Annotated in this window: 20 protein-coding genes; 15 read left to right on the top strand and 5 right to left on the bottom strand. The window is 46.9% G+C overall.

Going from position 1 to position 16063, the window contains the following annotated elements; all coding sequences use genetic code 11:
• Positions 1–23: 23 nt before the first annotated feature.
• Positions 24–983, bottom strand: coding sequence for a F510_1955 family glycosylhydrolase (locus AC4E8B_RS18040; protein WP_490214699.1), 960 nt, complete (start codon positions 981–983; stop codon positions 24–26).
• Positions 984–1264: 281 nt separating this feature from the next.
• Between AC4E8B_RS18040 and AC4E8B_RS18035 the strand changes: the two genes are divergently transcribed.
• The 3 genes from AC4E8B_RS18035 to AC4E8B_RS18025 all read left to right on the top strand — a co-directional run bounded on the left by AC4E8B_RS18035 (position 1265) and on the right by AC4E8B_RS18025 (position 3524).
• On the top strand, positions 1265–1456 hold the full coding sequence (locus AC4E8B_RS18035) for a hypothetical protein (protein ID WP_490214698.1): 192 nt from the start codon (positions 1265–1267) through the stop codon (positions 1454–1456).
• Positions 1457–1473: 17 nt separating this feature from the next.
• A complete protein-coding gene (locus AC4E8B_RS18030) occupies positions 1474–1617 on the top strand; it encodes a hypothetical protein (protein WP_490214697.1) in 144 nt (47 codons plus the stop codon).
• A 110-nt stretch (positions 1618–1727) separates the two neighbouring features.
• Positions 1728–3524, top strand: a complete 1797-nt coding sequence (locus AC4E8B_RS18025; protein WP_490214696.1) for a M3 family oligoendopeptidase — start codon at positions 1728–1730, stop codon at positions 3522–3524.
• 52 nt (positions 3525–3576) lie between these two features.
• Here the strand turns inward: AC4E8B_RS18025 and pssA are convergent, their stop codons facing one another.
• A complete protein-coding gene (pssA, locus tag AC4E8B_RS18020; protein ID WP_490214695.1) occupies positions 3577–4116 on the bottom strand; it encodes a CDP-diacylglycerol--serine O-phosphatidyltransferase in 540 nt (179 codons plus the stop codon).
• A 125-nt stretch (positions 4117–4241) separates the two neighbouring features.
• Between pssA and AC4E8B_RS18015 the strand changes: the two genes are divergently transcribed.
• Positions 4242–5027, top strand: coding sequence for a phosphatidylserine decarboxylase (locus AC4E8B_RS18015; RefSeq protein ID WP_490214694.1), 786 nt, complete (start codon positions 4242–4244; stop codon positions 5025–5027).
• A gap of 95 nt (positions 5028–5122) precedes the next feature.
• Here AC4E8B_RS18015 and AC4E8B_RS18010 read toward each other — a convergent pair whose 3' ends face one another.
• Positions 5123–5263, bottom strand: coding sequence for a sporulation histidine kinase inhibitor Sda (locus AC4E8B_RS18010; RefSeq protein WP_009796240.1), 141 nt, complete (start codon positions 5261–5263; stop codon positions 5123–5125).
• Between the two features lie 540 nt (positions 5264–5803).
• On the opposite strand from AC4E8B_RS18010, the gene AC4E8B_RS18005 reads away from it, so the two are divergent.
• Genes AC4E8B_RS18005 through AC4E8B_RS17970 form a run of 8 tightly spaced genes read left to right on the top strand, consistent with a single transcriptional unit; the run spans position 5804 to position 10842 of the window.
• A complete protein-coding gene (locus tag AC4E8B_RS18005; RefSeq protein ID WP_490219766.1) occupies positions 5804–6319 on the top strand; it encodes a YqeG family HAD IIIA-type phosphatase in 516 nt (171 codons plus the stop codon).
• Positions 6320–6322: 3 nt separating this feature from the next.
• Positions 6323–7426, top strand: coding sequence for a ribosome biogenesis GTPase YqeH (gene yqeH, locus AC4E8B_RS18000; RefSeq protein WP_490214693.1), 1104 nt, complete (start codon positions 6323–6325; stop codon positions 7424–7426).
• 18 nt (positions 7427–7444) lie between these two features.
• Complete coding sequence (gene aroE / locus AC4E8B_RS17995) at positions 7445–8284, top strand: shikimate dehydrogenase (RefSeq protein ID WP_490214692.1); 840 nt, start codon at positions 7445–7447, stop codon at positions 8282–8284.
• Positions 8278–8568 (top strand): ribosome assembly RNA-binding protein YhbY, encoded by a 291-nt coding sequence (yhbY, locus tag AC4E8B_RS17990; RefSeq protein WP_490214691.1) that lies wholly within the window; start codon positions 8278–8280, stop codon positions 8566–8568. The genes aroE and yhbY overlap by 7 nt, the downstream gene beginning before the upstream one ends.
• Positions 8569–8613: 45 nt before the next feature.
• A complete protein-coding gene (locus AC4E8B_RS17985) occupies positions 8614–9183 on the top strand; it encodes a nicotinate-nucleotide adenylyltransferase (protein ID WP_490214690.1) in 570 nt (189 codons plus the stop codon).
• The gene (gene yqeK, locus AC4E8B_RS17980) at positions 9173–9742 is read left to right on the top strand and encodes a bis(5'-nucleosyl)-tetraphosphatase (symmetrical) YqeK (RefSeq protein WP_490214689.1); all 570 of its coding nucleotides are present in this window, start codon (positions 9173–9175) and stop codon (positions 9740–9742) included. The genes AC4E8B_RS17985 and yqeK overlap by 11 nt, the downstream gene beginning before the upstream one ends.
• The gene (gene rsfS / locus AC4E8B_RS17975; RefSeq protein WP_490214688.1) at positions 9743–10099 is read left to right on the top strand and encodes a ribosome silencing factor; all 357 of its coding nucleotides are present in this window, start codon (positions 9743–9745) and stop codon (positions 10097–10099) included.
• The gene (locus AC4E8B_RS17970) at positions 10096–10842 is read left to right on the top strand and encodes a class I SAM-dependent DNA methyltransferase (RefSeq protein WP_490214687.1); all 747 of its coding nucleotides are present in this window, start codon (positions 10096–10098) and stop codon (positions 10840–10842) included. Before rsfS ends, AC4E8B_RS17970 begins: the two co-directional genes overlap by 4 nt.
• 120 nt (positions 10843–10962) lie before the next feature.
• Here the strand turns inward: AC4E8B_RS17970 and comER are convergent, their stop codons facing one another.
• Positions 10963–11787 carry a late competence protein ComER gene (gene comER / locus AC4E8B_RS17965; protein WP_490214686.1) on the bottom strand — a complete coding sequence of 275 codons (825 nt, stop codon included), beginning with the start codon at positions 11785–11787 and terminating at the stop codon, positions 10963–10965.
• 85 nt (positions 11788–11872) lie between these two features.
• On the opposite strand from comER, the gene AC4E8B_RS17960 reads away from it, so the two are divergent.
• From AC4E8B_RS17960 to AC4E8B_RS17950, 3 genes are all read left to right on the top strand, one after another.
• Positions 11873–12517, top strand: coding sequence for a helix-hairpin-helix domain-containing protein (locus tag AC4E8B_RS17960; RefSeq protein ID WP_490214685.1), 645 nt, complete (start codon positions 11873–11875; stop codon positions 12515–12517).
• An 82-nt stretch (positions 12518–12599) separates the two neighbouring features.
• The gene (locus AC4E8B_RS17955) at positions 12600–13187 is read left to right on the top strand and encodes a ComE operon protein 2 (RefSeq protein ID WP_490214684.1); all 588 of its coding nucleotides are present in this window, start codon (positions 12600–12602) and stop codon (positions 13185–13187) included.
• Between the two features lie 17 nt (positions 13188–13204).
• Positions 13205–15532 (top strand): DNA internalization-related competence protein ComEC/Rec2, encoded by a 2328-nt coding sequence (locus AC4E8B_RS17950; RefSeq protein WP_490214683.1) that lies wholly within the window; start codon positions 13205–13207, stop codon positions 15530–15532.
• A 109-nt stretch (positions 15533–15641) separates the two neighbouring features.
• On the opposite strand, the gene AC4E8B_RS17945 is transcribed toward AC4E8B_RS17950, so the two are convergent.
• Entirely contained in the window at positions 15642–15776 is a 135-nt protein-coding gene (locus AC4E8B_RS17945) for a YqzM family protein (RefSeq protein ID WP_009796271.1), read from the bottom strand.
• Between the last annotated feature and the right edge of the window lie 287 nt (positions 15777–16063).

Below are 16063 nucleotides of genomic sequence, written 5' to 3'. Positions count from 1 at the left end.
ACTGGGAATAGTGCCCTTCTTCATCATTTGATTCTTCCATTCTTCAGCAGCTGCTTCCAGTGATTTCCGGAATCAGCAGATTCGTATATATCATATAAATAGGTGGAAAATGAGATGGTGCCAGCTTTTTTATAATTGGCAGCAATATAAGTGATCGGATTGTCATAACTCAGAAAAGGGATGTCAAGCCCCGCAGTTTCCAAACTGGCAAGGTTAATGCTTTTTAATAGGATTTTTTCATTTTCCACGGAGGAATAGATCAGGCTGTCCTCCGTAAATGCCAGTGCAGTGGTCATGACAGGATCTGAAACTCTTTGGACCGTTTTTCCGTAATCATTGGACAGGAAGATGCCTGAACGGGTTGACATGGCCATCATGCCGTCCTTTGAAGGGTGGACAGCTATCATTCCCAGTGTATCGGACTCCAAGCCTTCCAATTCTGCTGGCTCCCAGTTCTCTCCTTTATCAATTGAACGGAAAACCCCGGCGCCAAGCTCTGATTCAGGATCCTGGCTGATGACATATAATGTTTCTCCGCTGTAACCTGCAGCCAGGAAGTAAAACTGGTTCTTTCCATAGAACTTGATCTGTGACAGGGTAGCGCCTTTGTCATTGCTTTTGATAATGCCGAGCGGGCTTTTGAGACCAGCTCCTTCTGCAGGCTTTCCGCTTGCGATGAATCCGCTGCCGACTGCCTGGAAGCCCGTATACATATGCTTATTTTTATTTTGTTCAAGCCATTGGCCGTCTTTATAGAACTTCAAGCCGTCTTCTTCGGCTGTATAAAGTGCATCATCATTTCCAGGATAGCCAAGGCCATAAATATTGCTCATCTGCTGTTTAGCTGCCTTCTTAATTTCATAGTCTTTTTCTGCCGCGGCCTGATCCTGCTCCTGGCTGCTGTTTTGCTCCTCCTCCGGGGTGCATCCCGCCAGCATCAACAAGATTAAAAACAGGGCATATAATGCTATTCTGAACTTCATTGAATTCACTCCAGCTATGTATAGTCAGCATTCCGGCTGCTTAATGAGCCGGTGTGCTGATCAATATTATATCAGAAAAAACAAAAAAGAGCCTTAAGGTTCTTTTTGCTTGTCCATTTGACAACTAGCTTCCTATAAAATGAATATCTTAGGAATGCCCAGTGCTTTTTGGCCGATCAGAGATTGCGATTTTAATTTTTCCGGTCCCTCCGCAAAGCGTGCAGCTTTTCTTGAACAGCCTGCATGCTGAAGCACGGCCTGTTCCTTTGCATCTCCGGCAAATGGAAATGATTTTCATGGAATCCCCCCGTTCCAGTGAGCCTATATTGCAGGTTATTCAGCCGGGAAGGAAATGCTACAAACTTGTGCGCTTTTTTGCAAAAACCGGCATGCCTGCCCAAACAGGGGCGTTTGCACTGCATAAAATGGCATCAGAAGAAGAAAATGATTTTCACCTGGCAGCCTTAGTCTGAAGGGAGGTAAGTAAGCAGTGTATTACCCATATCCGTACTATCCGCCGCCTCCGCCAGTGCCATACTACAGGGCAGGAGGGGCATGGTATGCGCTGATTGTCGTGCTTCTGATCCTTCTGATCGTGTTCGGGGGATGGACCTATTATGGCGGCAATTGCTAGCAGCAGCAAGGGGGAAGGCGGCGCGGCCTTCCCTTGTTATCGTGCATATTGATAGAAATTTCGGAAAAATAAACCTATAATAGAGAGGAATACATAAGGGGGGACTAATTATGGCAACAGCTACATATTCAGAGGTTTGGGATTTGGATGTTTTTTTCGAAGGGGGAAGCTCCTCCAGGGATTTTGCAGTCCATATAGATGAAACGAAAAAGCTGATTGAGGAATTTGTCACGTCTACAGAAGGCTGGCAGCCATCATCAGCAGAGCAGGATCAGAAGACCCTGCTGAATCTGATCGGGAAATTTGAAGAAGCCACTAAGAAGCTGCGCCAGGCAGGGGCATTTGTAAGCTGCCTTGAAGCGCAGAATATGGCTGACAGCAAAGCCAATGAACTGCGTGCAGCCGTGACGGTTTTAAGTGCAGGCTTTCAGAATGCGCTGACCGATTTTGACGAGAAGCTGGCCGGTTTTTCGGAAGCAGACTGGAAGCAGCTCCTGCAGGCGGATAAATTGTCAGAGCTTGAGTTCGTCCTGACAGAGCGCCGTGAAAGGGCAGCCGAGAAGCTGTCCAAGCAGGAAGAGTCCCTCATCAATGCGCTTGGAATTGACGGGTACCACAGCTGGGGCCAGATGTATGATGTAATTGTAGGGAAAGTCAGAATTCCTTTCAGTGATAAAGGACAGGAGCAGCTGCTGTCTGTCGGGCAGGCGGCCAATAAGTTCTCAAGTCCGGACAGAAATGTGCGGAAGGATGTATTTACTGAGTGGGAAGCTGCCTGGAAAAAAGAACAGGATTATCTGTCGAAGACGCTTAACCACCTCGCCGGCTTCAGGCTGAATGTGTACAAAATGCGCGGCTGGGATGATGTGCTGAAGGAGCCGCTTGAGCTCAATAGGATGAAGCAAGAAACACTGGACGCGATGTGGGATGTCATCTCCAAAAACAAACAGCCGCTGGTGAAGTTCCTGAACCGCAAAGCAAGCCTGCTTGGCCTTGAGAAACTCAGCTGGTATGATCTGGATGCTCCGCTTGGTTCCACAGAGACTAAGGTGCCGTATCAGGAGGGAGCGGAATTCATCCTGGAACAATTCTCGAAATTTGGCGGGGAAATGACTTCTTTCTCAAAAATGGCTTTCGAAAACAAGTGGATCGAGGCTGAGGACCGTCCCGGCAAGCGTCCAGGCGGCTTCCATACCTATTTCCCTGAAAGCAGCCAGTCCAGGATTTTCATGACCTATTCAGGGACTCCTTCAAACGTGTCCACGCTTGCGCATGAATTGGGCCATGGCTTCCATACTTATGCCATGAAAGACCTGCATCCGCTAAACAGGAATTACAGCATGAATGTTGCCGAGACGGCCTCTACATTTGCTGAAATGATCGTGGCTGACGCAGCTGTGAAACATGCGGCAACGGAAGAGGAAAAGCTGGCACTGCTGGAGGATAAAATTCAGCGTTCAGTGGCGCTATTGATGAATATCCATGCCCGCTTCCTCTTTGAAACAAGCTTTTACAATGAGCGCAAAAATGGCATGGTAAGCGGTGAGCGGCTCAATGAACTGATGCTTAACGCCCAGAAAGAAGCATACTCCGATAGCCTGGATGAGTACCACCCATCATTCTGGTCATCAAAGCTTCACTTCTATATTACCGGGGTCCCATTCTATAACTTCCCTTATACATTTGGATACCTTTTCTCCCTTGGCATTTATGCCAATGCATTGGAAGAAGGAAAAGGATATGAAGAAAAGTATATCAGCCTGCTTAAGGATACGGCTTCCATGACAGTCGAGGATCTGGCGATGAAGCACCTGAACGCAGACTTGACTAAGCCGGACTTCTGGGAAAAAGCGGTAAAGCTGTGCATGGATGATGTCGAAGAATTCCTGAGCCTGACTGAAAAGTGATCATAAAGAAAACCGCACATAATCTGTGCGGTTTTTTAATGCTTCTCAGTTTTTACATTTTCCTCAGCCTGAATGGGCTGATCATCAGCAGGGAAAGGACCATCATGAGGTATAAATAAAAATGCTGCGGAAAGTATGGGACAGCAAGGAAGCTGACTGTGGCAAGGCAGCCTGCTGCAGTGATCGGCAGCCCGGTAAAGTAGCCGGTGTTTTCGGAAATATTGAAGCGTGCCAGCCTGAAAGCGCCGCATGCTATATAAAAGACGGTGAAAAAGGACCCGGGAGCCCCGAAGTCAAACAAAACAGATTGATAAATGAGTAACGCCGGAGCCACGCCAAATGATATAATATCACTCATGGAATCCAGCTGTTTGCCAAGCTCTGATTCAATATTCAGCTTTCTGGCCAGCATGCCGTCAAAGCGGTCGGCAAGTGCTGCGATAAAAATGAGCAGAAGGCTCAGATTCAGGCTGCCTTTAAGGCTGTAGATGATGGCAAAACCGCCGAGCGAAAGGTTTAAGAGCGTCAAAGCGTTCGCTGTCTGGGTCTTTAGTTTTTTGACAGTGCTGTCAAAAACCTCCAATAAGAACAATCTCTTCACTCCTTATAAGCCGGAAAGGATACAACTTATTTTCAATTTGTTATATAATAATATTTTATTTTAAGTCTTTTATGCATGTACGTAAAGAGCATTCTCAAACTCTGGAGGCTGAAAACTTGATTCGTCCAATATATCGAATGTTCATTGAACTGACTAACGGCAAAGGGACCTCTGCGCTGCTGCGCAAATTTGCACGCTCGAAAAAGAGCCGCTTTATGATCCGGCCATTTTCAAATGCCTACAATATCAATATGGAAGAAATGGAAAAGTCCATCGGCGAGTATCCTACACTCCACGACTTTTTCATCCGGCAGCTGAAGGAAGGGCTTCGTCCGGCGGACGCCAGTCCGGCTGCTGCAAGCAGTCCGGTTGATGCTGTGATTGAGGATATTGGCATCATTCAGGATGACCACATGATCCGCGTTAAAGGGAAGGTCTATTCAATCGAAGAAATGCTGGGAAATCAGGATGCCCTGAAGAAATACAGAAATGGGCAATATATGATTTTTTACTTAAGCCCGAGCCATTATCATCGCATCCACAGCCCGGTGACAGGGGTTGTAAAAGGACAGTGGACGCTGGGCGGCAAATCCTATCCAGTCAATAAGCATGGACTGAAATACGGCAAAGCGCCATTATCCAAGAACTATCGCACTGTTACGGAGGTAGCCCACACTTATGGCCATCTCGCCATCGTTAAGGTAGGCGCCATGTTTGTCAATACTATTGAAGCGACCCATGAAGGGGACCAGCTTGAAAAAGGAAAAGAAATGGCCTTTTTCTCCTTTGGATCGACGGTTGTTCTCTTATTTGAAGCAGGCACCTTCAAGCCTGCGGAAAATCTGCAGCTTCCAGCACATATCAAAGTCGGGGAAGCAATAGGGGAATTCATGCAGCCGTGATTCCGGATATGAATAGAGGGCAAAGCAAAAGGGTGAGCTCTGGGCTCACCCTGCGTTCTTTCATGCCGGCTGGAATGTTTATGTATCATTGTTGTTTAGGAGGAAACCCTTATCTTATGTGTCAATGAACGCCTGTGGATTTCTGTTTCAATCAAGCGGATGAAGTCAGGGCTTAGGTTCAGCTCCCTGGCTTTGAAATAAGATTCGATCAGCAATTCGTCCGACAGCTTTCGCATATAAATTCGTACCTCCTGTCCGATAAAATAGCGGTTCTAAAAAGCTTATTTATATACATATAATGTAAGATGTTTTGTTGTACCCTTACTCTATCAGAAATAAACGGCAGGAACAACCGTTCTGGTTATCCACATGTACCGGTGGATAACCTGTGATTATTTTGTTTATAAAGGGGAAAATATTATATAAAACATAGTGGGTTTTGTGAATAAAGTTATCCACATGCTGGAAGCGCTTTGAATTTTGTCGAAAAATTTTTGGGTTTCTATTGGAATGGCTCTGTTAGTGCGCCATCTTGATCCGGGCCCATTCGTGTGAAACGCTGTTTCTCATGCATATCAGCATATCTGGTTAAAATGATCCCCAAATCAGCAGCAATGTTATACAGCCTTTGGAATCCAGCTGAGATTCCATTTGCAGCCTGGCAGGCATCTTTTATGAAATGGATCGCTCTTTGCAAGATTTATTTTGAACTGGCGGTTAAAATTGGGTATGATGGTTACATTGCAAAAATGGATGAAAATAATGAGGTGTTTTCAATGTTAAAGCATTTTTTGCCTGATCAGCATGTTAAAAATATATTCGAAATCACACCCGAGAGCCTTAAGGGAAAGGGCGTTAAGGGTGTCATCACCGACCTGGACAATACCCTGGTCGAATGGGACAGGCCTCTTGCTACCCCAAAGCTCATTAAATGGTTTGAGGAAATGAAGCATCAGAATATCAAGGTTACGATTGTATCAAATAATAAAGAAAACCGTGTAAAGGCATTTTCTGAGCCACTGGGCATCCCGTTTATCTACCAGGCGCGGAAGCCGATGACAAGGGCTTTTAACAGGGCGCTTGGTGAGATGGGCCTGAAAAAGGAAGAAACGGTTGTAATAGGTGACCAGCTGCTTACCGATGTTCTTGGCGGCAACAGGAGCGGGTTTCATACGATCCTCGTCGTCCCCGTTGCCCAGACGGACGGTTTTGTAACAAGATTTAACCGCAAAGTTGAAAGGCGGATTTTGAATTGGTTCAGAAAAAAAGGCAAGATTCAATGGGAGGATTAATGCGTGAGTGAACAATTTGTATGTATAGGGTGCGGAGTGAAGGTCCAGACAGGCAATCCCGAGGAGCTCGGGTACGCACCAAAATCTGCTATAGAAAAAGAGACGATTGTCTGCCAGCGCTGTTTTCGCCTCAAGCATTATAATGAGGTCCAGGATGTCAGCTTAACCGATGATGATTTCCTTAAAATCCTGAATGAGATCGGGAAAAGCGATGCTCTGATTGTAAAGATTGTCGATATCTTCGACTTCAATGGAAGCTGGCTTCCTGGCCTGCATCGTTTTGTCGGGAACAATAAGGTTCTTTTGGTTGGAAATAAAGCGGATCTGCTTCCCAAATCGGTCAAGCGGAATAAGCTGATCAGCTGGATGAAGCAGGAATCCAAAAACCTTGGGCTTCGGCCGGAAGACGTATTCCTTGTGAGTGCTGCAAAAGGGCAGTCCATCCAGGAAGTGGCTTCTGCTATAGATGAGTACAGGGAAGGCAAGGACGTATATGTAGTCGGCTGTACAAATGTCGGCAAATCGACTTTCATCAACCGGATCCTTAAGGAGGTAACAGGAGAAGGGGATATCATTACAACTTCCCATTTCCCTGGGACAACTTTGGATATTATCGAGATACCTTTAGAGGACGGCAAAGCTCTTGTTGATACACCGGGCATCATCAATCATCACCAGATGGCCCACTTTGTCGATAAGCGGGACTTAAAGGTGATCATGCCTAAGAAAGAAATCAAGCCGAAGGTATATCAGCTTAATGAAGGGCAGACCTTATTTTTCGGGGGACTTGCGCGCTTTGATTTTATCAGCGGAAGCAGACAGGCATTCATTTGCCATGTGTCCAACGAAATCAATATCCATCGCACAAAGCTTGAAAATGCAGATGAACTGTATGAGAAGCACGCAGGGGAAATGCTGACGCCGCCGCGTCCTGAACAGATGGATGAATTCCCTGAGCTTGTCAGGCAGGAATTCACCGTCAAAGAAGGGAAAACCGATATTGTGATTTCAGGATTGGGCTGGGTTACAGTGAGTGAGCCGGGAACGAAGGTTGCCGCTTATGTGCCTAAAGGAGTCCAGGCAATGATAAGGAAATCCCTGATTTAGCAGAAAGGGGAGAGGGTCTTGAAAAAGCTCTATGCTGTAATCGGCGATCCGATTGGCCATTCAATGTCGCCTGCGATGCATAATGATCTGTTTGATGTATATGGACTGGATGGGTGCTATATGCCGCTAAAAGTCAGCCGGGAAGATTTAGGGGACGCAGTGAAGGGGCTGCGGGCAATCGGGATTGCCGGTTTTAATGTCACTGTACCCCATAAAACCGAAATCATGCCTTTCCTGGATATAATCGATCCGCTGGCAGAGGCAATCGGGGCAGTGAATACTGTCCTCAATGAGGATGGCAAACTGATTGGATACAATACGGATGGGGAGGGTTTTGTGAGAGGCCTGGCCTCTGAGATGCCTGATTTCAGCCGGAAAAAAATCCTGATTGCCGGAGCAGGCGGAGCGGCAAGGGCAATCTACTATACGCTTGCACAAAAAGGCGTTCAGACAATTGATATCTGCAATCGGACAGCCGCAAAGGCGGAGGCTCTGGCGGATAAATGCCCCTTTCCTGTCAGGACGGGTGCTTTTGGCTTTCAGCAGGCAGAAGAAAAACTGGGTGAGTATGATATCATCATCCAGACAACACCGATCGGCATGCTGCCCGGCATAAATGCATTGCCCTTTGGACTATATAACCTGAAGGCCAATGCTTTGGTCAGCGATATTATATATAACCCGCTTGAAACCAAATTTTTGCGGGAAGCTAAAAATAAAGGTGCATCCATCCAGAATGGACTGAAAATGTTTGTCTGCCAGGGGGCACTGGCCTTCGAAAGGTGGACAGGGATCTTTCCGGATACCGACAGGATGGAAGCAGGCGTTATTACACAACTGGGAGGACAAACATGTTAACAGGAAAACAAAAAAGATTATTGCGCTCAAAGGCGCATCATTTGAACCCGATTTTTCAGGTTGGAAAAGGCGGGGTAAACGAAAATATGATCGCACAGATCGGGGAAGCGCTGGAAGCAAGGGAATTGCTTAAGGTAAGTATCCTGCAGAACTGCGATGAAGATAAAGACGAAGTTGCAGAAAGGCTCGTTAAAGGGACTAAAGCAGAGCTTGTGCAGATCATCGGCAATATGATCGTCCTTTATAAAGAATCAAAAGAAAACAAACAAATCCAGCTGCCATAATGAAGGCATGTTTGCAGCCAAGAGGCGGCAAAAGGAGGACTGCAGGTGAAGAGAATCGGGATTCTTGGAGGAACCTTCAACCCTCCCCATCATGGCCATCTGCTGATAGCAAATGAGGTGCTCCATTCCCTTTCATTGGACAAGGTTTGGTTTATGCCAAACCAGGACCCGCCGCATAAAAAGAAGTCTTCAGCTGTATCTGATCAAGCAAGGGTAGAAATGCTGGAACTGGCAATAGAGGGGCACCCGCGTTTTGAAATCCAGACGATTGAATTGGAGCGCGAGGGGCCATCCTATACTTATGATACAATGAAGCTGCTTAAAGAGCAGAATGGGGATATCGAATTCTATTTCATCATCGGGGCTGATATGATTGAGTATCTGCCGAAGTGGTATAAAATAAATGACCTCCTTGATCTTGCTGTATTTGCGGGCGTCGGGAGGCCGTCCTACAATAGCCATACTGAATATCCGGTTGTCCCGGTTGATGTGCCGCAGATGGACGTCTCATCGAGCATGATCAGGAAAAGGATCAGCCGGGGGGAAACCGTCCGCTATCTTGTACCGGACAGCGTCAGGAGATATATTGAGGAGAATCATTTGTATGGATCGTGAGATTTATCTGGAAATAGTAAAAAAACAGTTAACTGAGCACCGCTACCAGCATACGATCGGGGTGATGGAGACTGCAATTGTCCTTGCCCGCACTTATGGTGCAGATGCTAAGAAGGCTGAAACGGCAGCCATCTTCCATGATTATGCAAAGTTCCGCCCAAAGGAAGAAATGAAGCGGATCATAACTGAGCAAAAAATGCCTGAGGAGCTTCTCAAGTACAACAGCGAGCTTTGGCATGCCCCAGCTGGTGCCTACCTTGCAGAAACCGAGGCAGGTATAACGGATCCTGAGGTTTTGGATGCAATCCGCTATCATACCTCAGGGAGGCCGCAAATGCCTTTGCTTGATAAAATTATTTATCTTGCGGACTATATAGAACCCGGGAGGCAGTTTCCAGGTGTAGAGGAAGTCCGGAAGCTTGCAGAAGCAGATCTTGATAAAGCCCTTATAAAAGCGATGCAGAATACCATTATGTTTTTAATGAAGAAAAATCAGCCGGTGTTTCCGCTGACTTTTCTGTCGTATAATGATCTTGTAATGAAAAAGGAGACTGATTAAATGAGTGAACGCGCCTTGTTGGATATGGCTGTAAAAGCAGCCGATGATAAAAGAGCAGAAGATATTATGGTATTGAATATGAAAGGAATATCCCTGATTTCGGATTATTTTCTGATTTGCCACGGTAATTCTGATAAGCAGGTCCAGGCAATCGCCCGTGAAATGAAAGAAAAAGGCGAAGAGCTTGGCTATACAGTCAACCGGATGGAAGGGTTTGACGAGGCCAGATGGATACTGGTTGACCTCGGGGATGTTGTAGCCCATGTTTTCCATAAGGATGAAAGAAGCTACTATAACTTAGAACGCCTGTGGGGCGATGCACCTTCAGTGGATGTACAGAGCGTGCTCGGACAATGACTTACGGGAAGTTCGCCTACCTTTACGATGCACTGATGAAGGATGTGCCTTATGAAGGCTGGGTGGAGACAGTGAAAAGCAGTGCGGCGAAGCACGGCATCGCTGGTAATCGCCTGCTGGATCTAGCCTGCGGCACCGGGGAGCTTTCTGTCCGTCTATCACAGGCCGGATACACTGTAACCGGAGTGGATTTATCGGAGGACATGCTCGCTGTCGCCCAGGCGAAAGCAATGGAACAGGGAGCAGACATCTCTTTCTATCAGCAGGATATGGCAGAGCTTGAGGGGCTGGGCGAGTATGATATTGCAGGAATCTTCTGCGACTCCCTGAATTATCTCCAGAGTGAAGAAGAAGTTGAGCAGACTTTCCATAGTGTGGGAAGGCACCTGAAAGAAGGCGGCTTGTTCTTCTTTGATGTACATTCAGTTTATAAGATGGAGCATATCTTCAAGGATCAGACTTTTGCGCTGAATGAAGATGAAATCTCCTATATCTGGGAATGCTTCCCGGGGGAGCATCCTTTCAGTGTCGAACATGAATTGACTTTTTTTCAGCTGGATCCTTCCCTCATGAAATATGACAGATATGATGAGCTTCATCTGCAGCGCACTTATCCTATTGACATCTATAAAGACTGGCTTTTAAAAGCCGGCTTTACCCTGCTGGAAATAACAGCGGACTTTGAGACGGAGCTTCCGTCGCAAGAGTCGGAAAGAATATTTTTCATATGCCGCAAGAACTAGCAGAAAGCCGCTCCCAAAGGGGGCGGCTTTTTGCTTTATCCGGCATTCCCGGAAGGCTCTAAAAAAAAAGTTGGCGGGAGTCCATGAATAAGAAGGAATTTTTAAATGCAAAAGAGAATGTTAATGGACAGTGAACTGTTTTCTGACCTGTGTCAGGTCTTCCTCGAATTTAGAATGTGTTGCCTGGAACACATGCCGGAAAACATCACCTAATTCTTTCTCCAGCACCTTTATTCCTTCACCGGTTATTCCTCCCTTAACACACACCTTCCGCTGCAGGGCGGGAAGGGTGTAATGCCCCTTTTTCAGCAGCTCTCCCATTCCGATCAGCATTTCGCTTGCAAGGACTGTGGCAGTCTCCCGGGTTATTTTTGTTTCCGCAACGGCGGCATTGATGAATTGCTGTGTCAGATAGCTGAAAAATGCAGGTCCGCAGCTCACGATGTCAGATGAAACCCTTGTTATTTCTTCTTCTATTTCCACAGGCTTGGCAATGGCCTCGACAAGCGGCATGAGTTTCTGCTTCCATTCTTCCCTGAAATGCTCACCGTAAGTAACGAGAGCAACCCCTGCGTGTGCCCTGTTGGTGATGCTTGGAATCACACGCGCTGCTGAACAGGGGACAAAAGATTCCAGCTGTTCAGCACTGATAGGGCTTGTTATCGATACCACGCAGTCTTCGCTGCTTAAATTTGGCCGGATCTCCTGGATCACATCCGCAAAATCATGAGGCTTCACACAGATGAAAATCAAATCCGACTGAGCAGCCGTTTCGGCTGCTCCCTCCGCAAGCTTCAAGCCGCTATATTCCTTTTGTATTTCTGCCGCTTTCTCCAAAGTTCTGTTAGTAATGGTAACAGAGGAGGGGGAAATGGCTTTTGCATCAAGCATGGCCTGGATCAGAATTTTCCCCATATTCCCTGTACCGATAAAACCGACCTTCATAAGTAACCCTCCTTTGACAGCAAGCTATCTCATATAACGATATGTAATCGAAAACGCAAATATACCTTGAAAGGGGATGCCAAGAATGCTGGAATGGATCAAGCGCCGTCCGCTGGCTGCGGTTGGGGCGGCATTAATATTAGTTCTGCTGTTTTATTTTTACCTTCAGGGAAACGGCGGGGATACGGACCCGCTTGACAGTCTGCAGCTGGAAGAGGACCTGGGGGCATTGCCTGACCAGGAGGAGGAAGAGGGAGAGGGAAGGGAAGAGGAAAAAGAAAATGCACTGCCTGTCATTAAGGTCGATGTGAAGGGGAATGTGAAGAACCCGGGGCTATATGAAGCAGCCGAAGGAGAGCGTGTGGCCGATCTTATTCAGAAGGCAGGCGGGCTGTCAGAAAATGCAGATGAAACCAGGATTAACTTTGCCCAGAGAGTGGGCGATGAAATGGTCATTTATGTACCGGAAGAAGGAGAGGAAATCCCGGGGGAAGTTGAATCTACTGGAACTGTAAGTGCAGATTCGGGGGAAGAGGAGCTGGTAAATATCAACAGTGCGGGCAGCGAGGAACTTCAGGCCATTCCTGGGATTGGCCCGTCGAAGGCCGCGGCCATCATTGAGTACAGGGAAACGGAGGGGCCGTTCCAGGCGCTTGAGGACTTGATGAAGATAAGCGGGATAGGCGAAAAAACCTTCGAAAAGCTCAAAGCTTATATAAAATTGCAATGAGCCTCATTGACGGGCTTTTGAAAAAGGGATTACACTTGTAGCAGGGTTTTATTTTAGACAAAGAGGTTTTAGGAGGAGAAAAATGGAACAGCGTTTATCATGGGATCAATATTTTATGGCTCAAAGCCATTTGCTTGCTTTAAGGAGCACTTGTACAAGGCTGGCAGTGGGGGCTACGATCGTTCGCGACAAACGCATCATCGCCGGCGGATACAACGGTTCAATCGCCGGCGGCGACCACTGCATCGACCATGGATGCTATGTTATTGACAATCATTGCGTCAGGACTATCCATGCTGAAATGAATAGCATCCTTCAATGTGCCAAATTCGGTGTTCCGACTTCAGGGGCGGACATTTATGTCACACATTTTCCATGTCTGCAATGCTGCAAGGCCCTCATCCAGGCGGGCATTGCGACCGTTTATTACGCTGAAGCCTATAAGAACCATCCCTATGCAATTGAGCTGTTTGAACAGGCAGGAGTGAGGGTGGAGCAGGTAAGAAGCAAAGAAATCTCCATTGAACTATACGCTGCAGAAAAAGCTGACTATATTCTGCGCCTTTTGGAAGAATTGAAGCAAAGCGGGGCAGGACCTGAACGGATAAGCAAACTTCAGGCTGAAGCCGAAAAGCTGTTTGCGGCCGGGGACGGCAATACTGCTGAATAACTGGACAGGAGGTATCGGTGAGAGGGAATTCTTTTTATTTTGCTGCTGCTGCCCTGGCCGGACTGATGATTGTGCTGGAAGGGAACATGGCATTGTCATTTTGTATCATATTTCTGATCTGTGCACTTGCTAGAATAAAACAGTTTTCAAAAAAGTTGATTCTTCTTTTATTTTTAACGCTGCTTATTTTTGCCTGCAGAGGCTATCTTGCAGAGAAGGGGAACCACAGTGTATTAACAGGAGCCGAGAAAAATTTTCAGCTGGAGCTGTCAGAAATGAAGGTCGATGGAAACCGTCTTTCTATTAACTCCCGGGACAGAAAAACGGGGGAGAAGCTGCTTCTTGCCTATAAGCTGGATTCAGTTCAAGAAAAGCTGCTGCTGCGGAATAATCTGGTTCCAGGGCTGGTATGCCATGTGGAGGGTACTCTCGAAAAGCCCATGCAGTCTGTCAATCCGAACGGATTTGACTACAGGCTCTATCTGGAAAGAAAGAAAACTTTCTGGCTTCTTGAAGCCGATTCGCTGCTGCTCAGCCGCTGTTCCGGCCCGGAAACACATCTTATAGCAAAAATAAAGACGCTGAGGCAGTCAGGTATATCTTATATTGAAGCACATTTCCCTGGAAGCCTTGCGCCGCTTGCAGCCGCCCTTGTCTTTGGGGAAAGAAGCCTGATGGACACCGCCTTGCTCGAGGATTACCAAAAGCTCGGCATTGTCCATCTTCTGGCGATATCCGGCCTTCATGTCGGCCTTCTTGCAGGCATGATCCTTTATATTGGGAAAAGAGCCGGCATTTCGAGCGTTAGGATGAAGTTTCTGCTGCTGCTGTTTCTGCCGGTTTACGCTGTTCTGACTGGCGGGGCTCCCTCTGTCATCAGGGCGGTGCTGATGCTGATGTGCATGCTGGCCTATTCTCTGGCTGCTCGAGGAAAGAAGAAGCTTCAGCCGATTGATGTCATAAGTTCTGTGTTTGCCGCTTGCCTGCTCTTCTCCCCATATATGGTCTATGAACCTGGATTTCAGCTTTCTTTTTGTGTCAGCTTTGCCCTCATTATCTCTGCTCCCTATATCTTTAAAAATCTGAACAGCTGGATATCCCAAAGTATTGCTGTTTCATTGGTTGCCCAGCTTGCTTCAGCCCCGGTCATCTTGTATTTCTTCTATGAAATCCCGCTTTTCGCCCTCTTCGCCAATCTTCTTTATATCCCTTTCTTTTCATTCGTCCTCTTGCCTGGCATCCTGATTGGATTCCTTATTCATATACTTTCAGGGGAAAATGCGGGACTGATCTTGCGCGCGCTTGAATGGATCGCTGACATTGCTAATATGACCGCCGGGAAGCTCGGATCATTGCCTGGCGCTGTATTGGTGCTTGGAAAGCCATCTGGACCTGCTTTGGCTCTGTACATTGCAGGAGTGCCGGCATTAATGATCATTTGGGAAAAGAAGAAAAAGCACTGCTTTCTTAAAATGGCCGCAGGCGTGCTTTTGCTTTTTTCATTTCAGCCATTGGAGCAGAGAATTTCTCCAAAAGGGGAAATCACCTTTCTGGATGTCGGACAGGGCGACAGCATTTTCATTTCCCTGCCATATGGAAAGGGAGATTATCTGATCGACACAGGCGGCAGGCTGCAGTTTGAGACCGAGGAGTGGGAAAAAAGAAAAGATTTATTTGATCCAGGGAAGGATATTGTTGTGCCATTCTTGAAGAGCAGGGGCATTTCCCGGCTGGACAGGCTGATCCTGACACATGGTGATGCTGATCACATAGGGGGTGCAGCTGCTGTGCTGGACGAGATTAAAATCAATGAAGTCGTCTTTCCATCCAGTGGTGAGAGCGGGGAGCTTGAAAGATTGCTGGTCAAGAGGGCGGAAGATCTGTCCATACCAGTGATTTATGCTGAATCAGGGAGCGGATGGCAAAGCGGCAGCAGCAGCTTTCAAATCATCTCCCCCATCCAGGGCCGGGAATATGCCAGTAAAAACGATGGCTCACTTGTCATCCTGGCGAGAACAGGAGGATTGCGCTGGCTCTTTACTGGCGACCTTGAAGAGGAGGGCGAAGGATGGATCATCAAGAAATATCCTCACCTGAAAACTGACATACTAAAAGCGGGGCATCATGGCAGCAATTCTTCGAGTTCGAGCCAGTTTCTGAGGCATATTGAGCCCAAAGCGGCAATCATCTCTGCCGGGAGGAACAATCGATATGGGCATCCTCATCAAGAAGTGCTATCAAGATTGAGTTCTGAGAAAATAAAAGTCTTAAGAACTGATCTTCATGGGGCTATTACCTACACATTTACCGAAAAGGCAGGAACGTTTTCCCTCCGGCTCCCATAATATATGATTAAGAAAGCCCTTCCCAGTCACCTCAGGCTTCATCGCACAAAATGAAAAGAGACTGCATGTGTATGTGCAGTCTCCAAAAATTTACGCTATGTAGCTGTTTTTACGCTCCAATGAATTTAATGACTGTTGCAATGACAAACAATAATGCGAAAAAGCCGAAAGATACGGCAAACCCTACGCCGGAATCAACAGCATCGTTGCGTTTGCTTTGGACGTTCTTTTCAAATTCGTTCACAGTCTACCCCTCCTATATCAACTTTAGTATAAGCGATATATAAAAAAAAATCCAGACTTCGTCTGCGCGTTTTCCTGGTCTAGAAAGAGTTGTCACAAATAGTTTGATTTCACGCGGGAAAAATAAGACCATAAAGCTTTCGCACCGCCGCCAATCAAGTATCCTAGGCCTTGGCTGGCGACGTTCAATATAGATGGGGAACTGGGCGTCGGCGAGCCCAGTTCTTTTGAATGCTTGTCAAATCGTCCGGTCTTCTTTAGGATAGGAGTAGGAAAAAAAGTATTGAT

Source organism: Bacillus sp. SRL543, assembly GCF_984799205.1.
The sequence above is the reverse complement of the archived record's forward strand: the minus strand, read 5'-3'. Positions and strand labels throughout refer to the sequence as shown.

What these genes read in the sequence shown, in the direction of transcription:
- AC4E8B_RS18040 (WP_490214699.1), bottom strand. Translation starts at nt 983, where the DNA reads ATGAAGTTCAGAATAGCATTATATGCCCTGTTTTTAATCTTGTTGATG.
- AC4E8B_RS18035 (WP_490214698.1), top strand. Translation starts at nt 1,265, where the DNA reads ATGGAAATGATTTTCATGGAATCCCCCCGTTCCAGTGAGCCTATATTG.
- AC4E8B_RS18025 (WP_490214696.1), top strand. Translation starts at nt 1,728, where the DNA reads ATGGCAACAGCTACATATTCAGAGGTTTGGGATTTGGATGTTTTTTTC.
- AC4E8B_RS18010 (WP_009796240.1), bottom strand. Translation starts at nt 5,263, where the DNA reads ATGCGAAAGCTGTCGGACGAATTGCTGATCGAATCTTATTTCAAAGCC.
- AC4E8B_RS18005 (WP_490219766.1), top strand. Translation starts at nt 5,804, where the DNA reads ATGTTAAAGCATTTTTTGCCTGATCAGCATGTTAAAAATATATTCGAA.
- yhbY (WP_490214691.1), top strand. Translation starts at nt 8,278, where the DNA reads ATGTTAACAGGAAAACAAAAAAGATTATTGCGCTCAAAGGCGCATCAT.
- yqeK (WP_490214689.1), top strand. Translation starts at nt 9,173, where the DNA reads ATGGATCGTGAGATTTATCTGGAAATAGTAAAAAAACAGTTAACTGAG.
- rsfS (WP_490214688.1), top strand. Translation starts at nt 9,743, where the DNA reads ATGAGTGAACGCGCCTTGTTGGATATGGCTGTAAAAGCAGCCGATGAT.
- AC4E8B_RS17970 (WP_490214687.1), top strand. Translation starts at nt 10,096, where the DNA reads ATGACTTACGGGAAGTTCGCCTACCTTTACGATGCACTGATGAAGGAT.
- comER (WP_490214686.1), bottom strand. Translation starts at nt 11,787, where the DNA reads ATGAAGGTCGGTTTTATCGGTACAGGGAATATGGGGAAAATTCTGATC.
- AC4E8B_RS17960 (WP_490214685.1), top strand. Translation starts at nt 11,873, where the DNA reads ATGCTGGAATGGATCAAGCGCCGTCCGCTGGCTGCGGTTGGGGCGGCA.
- AC4E8B_RS17955 (WP_490214684.1), top strand. Translation starts at nt 12,600, where the DNA reads ATGGAACAGCGTTTATCATGGGATCAATATTTTATGGCTCAAAGCCAT.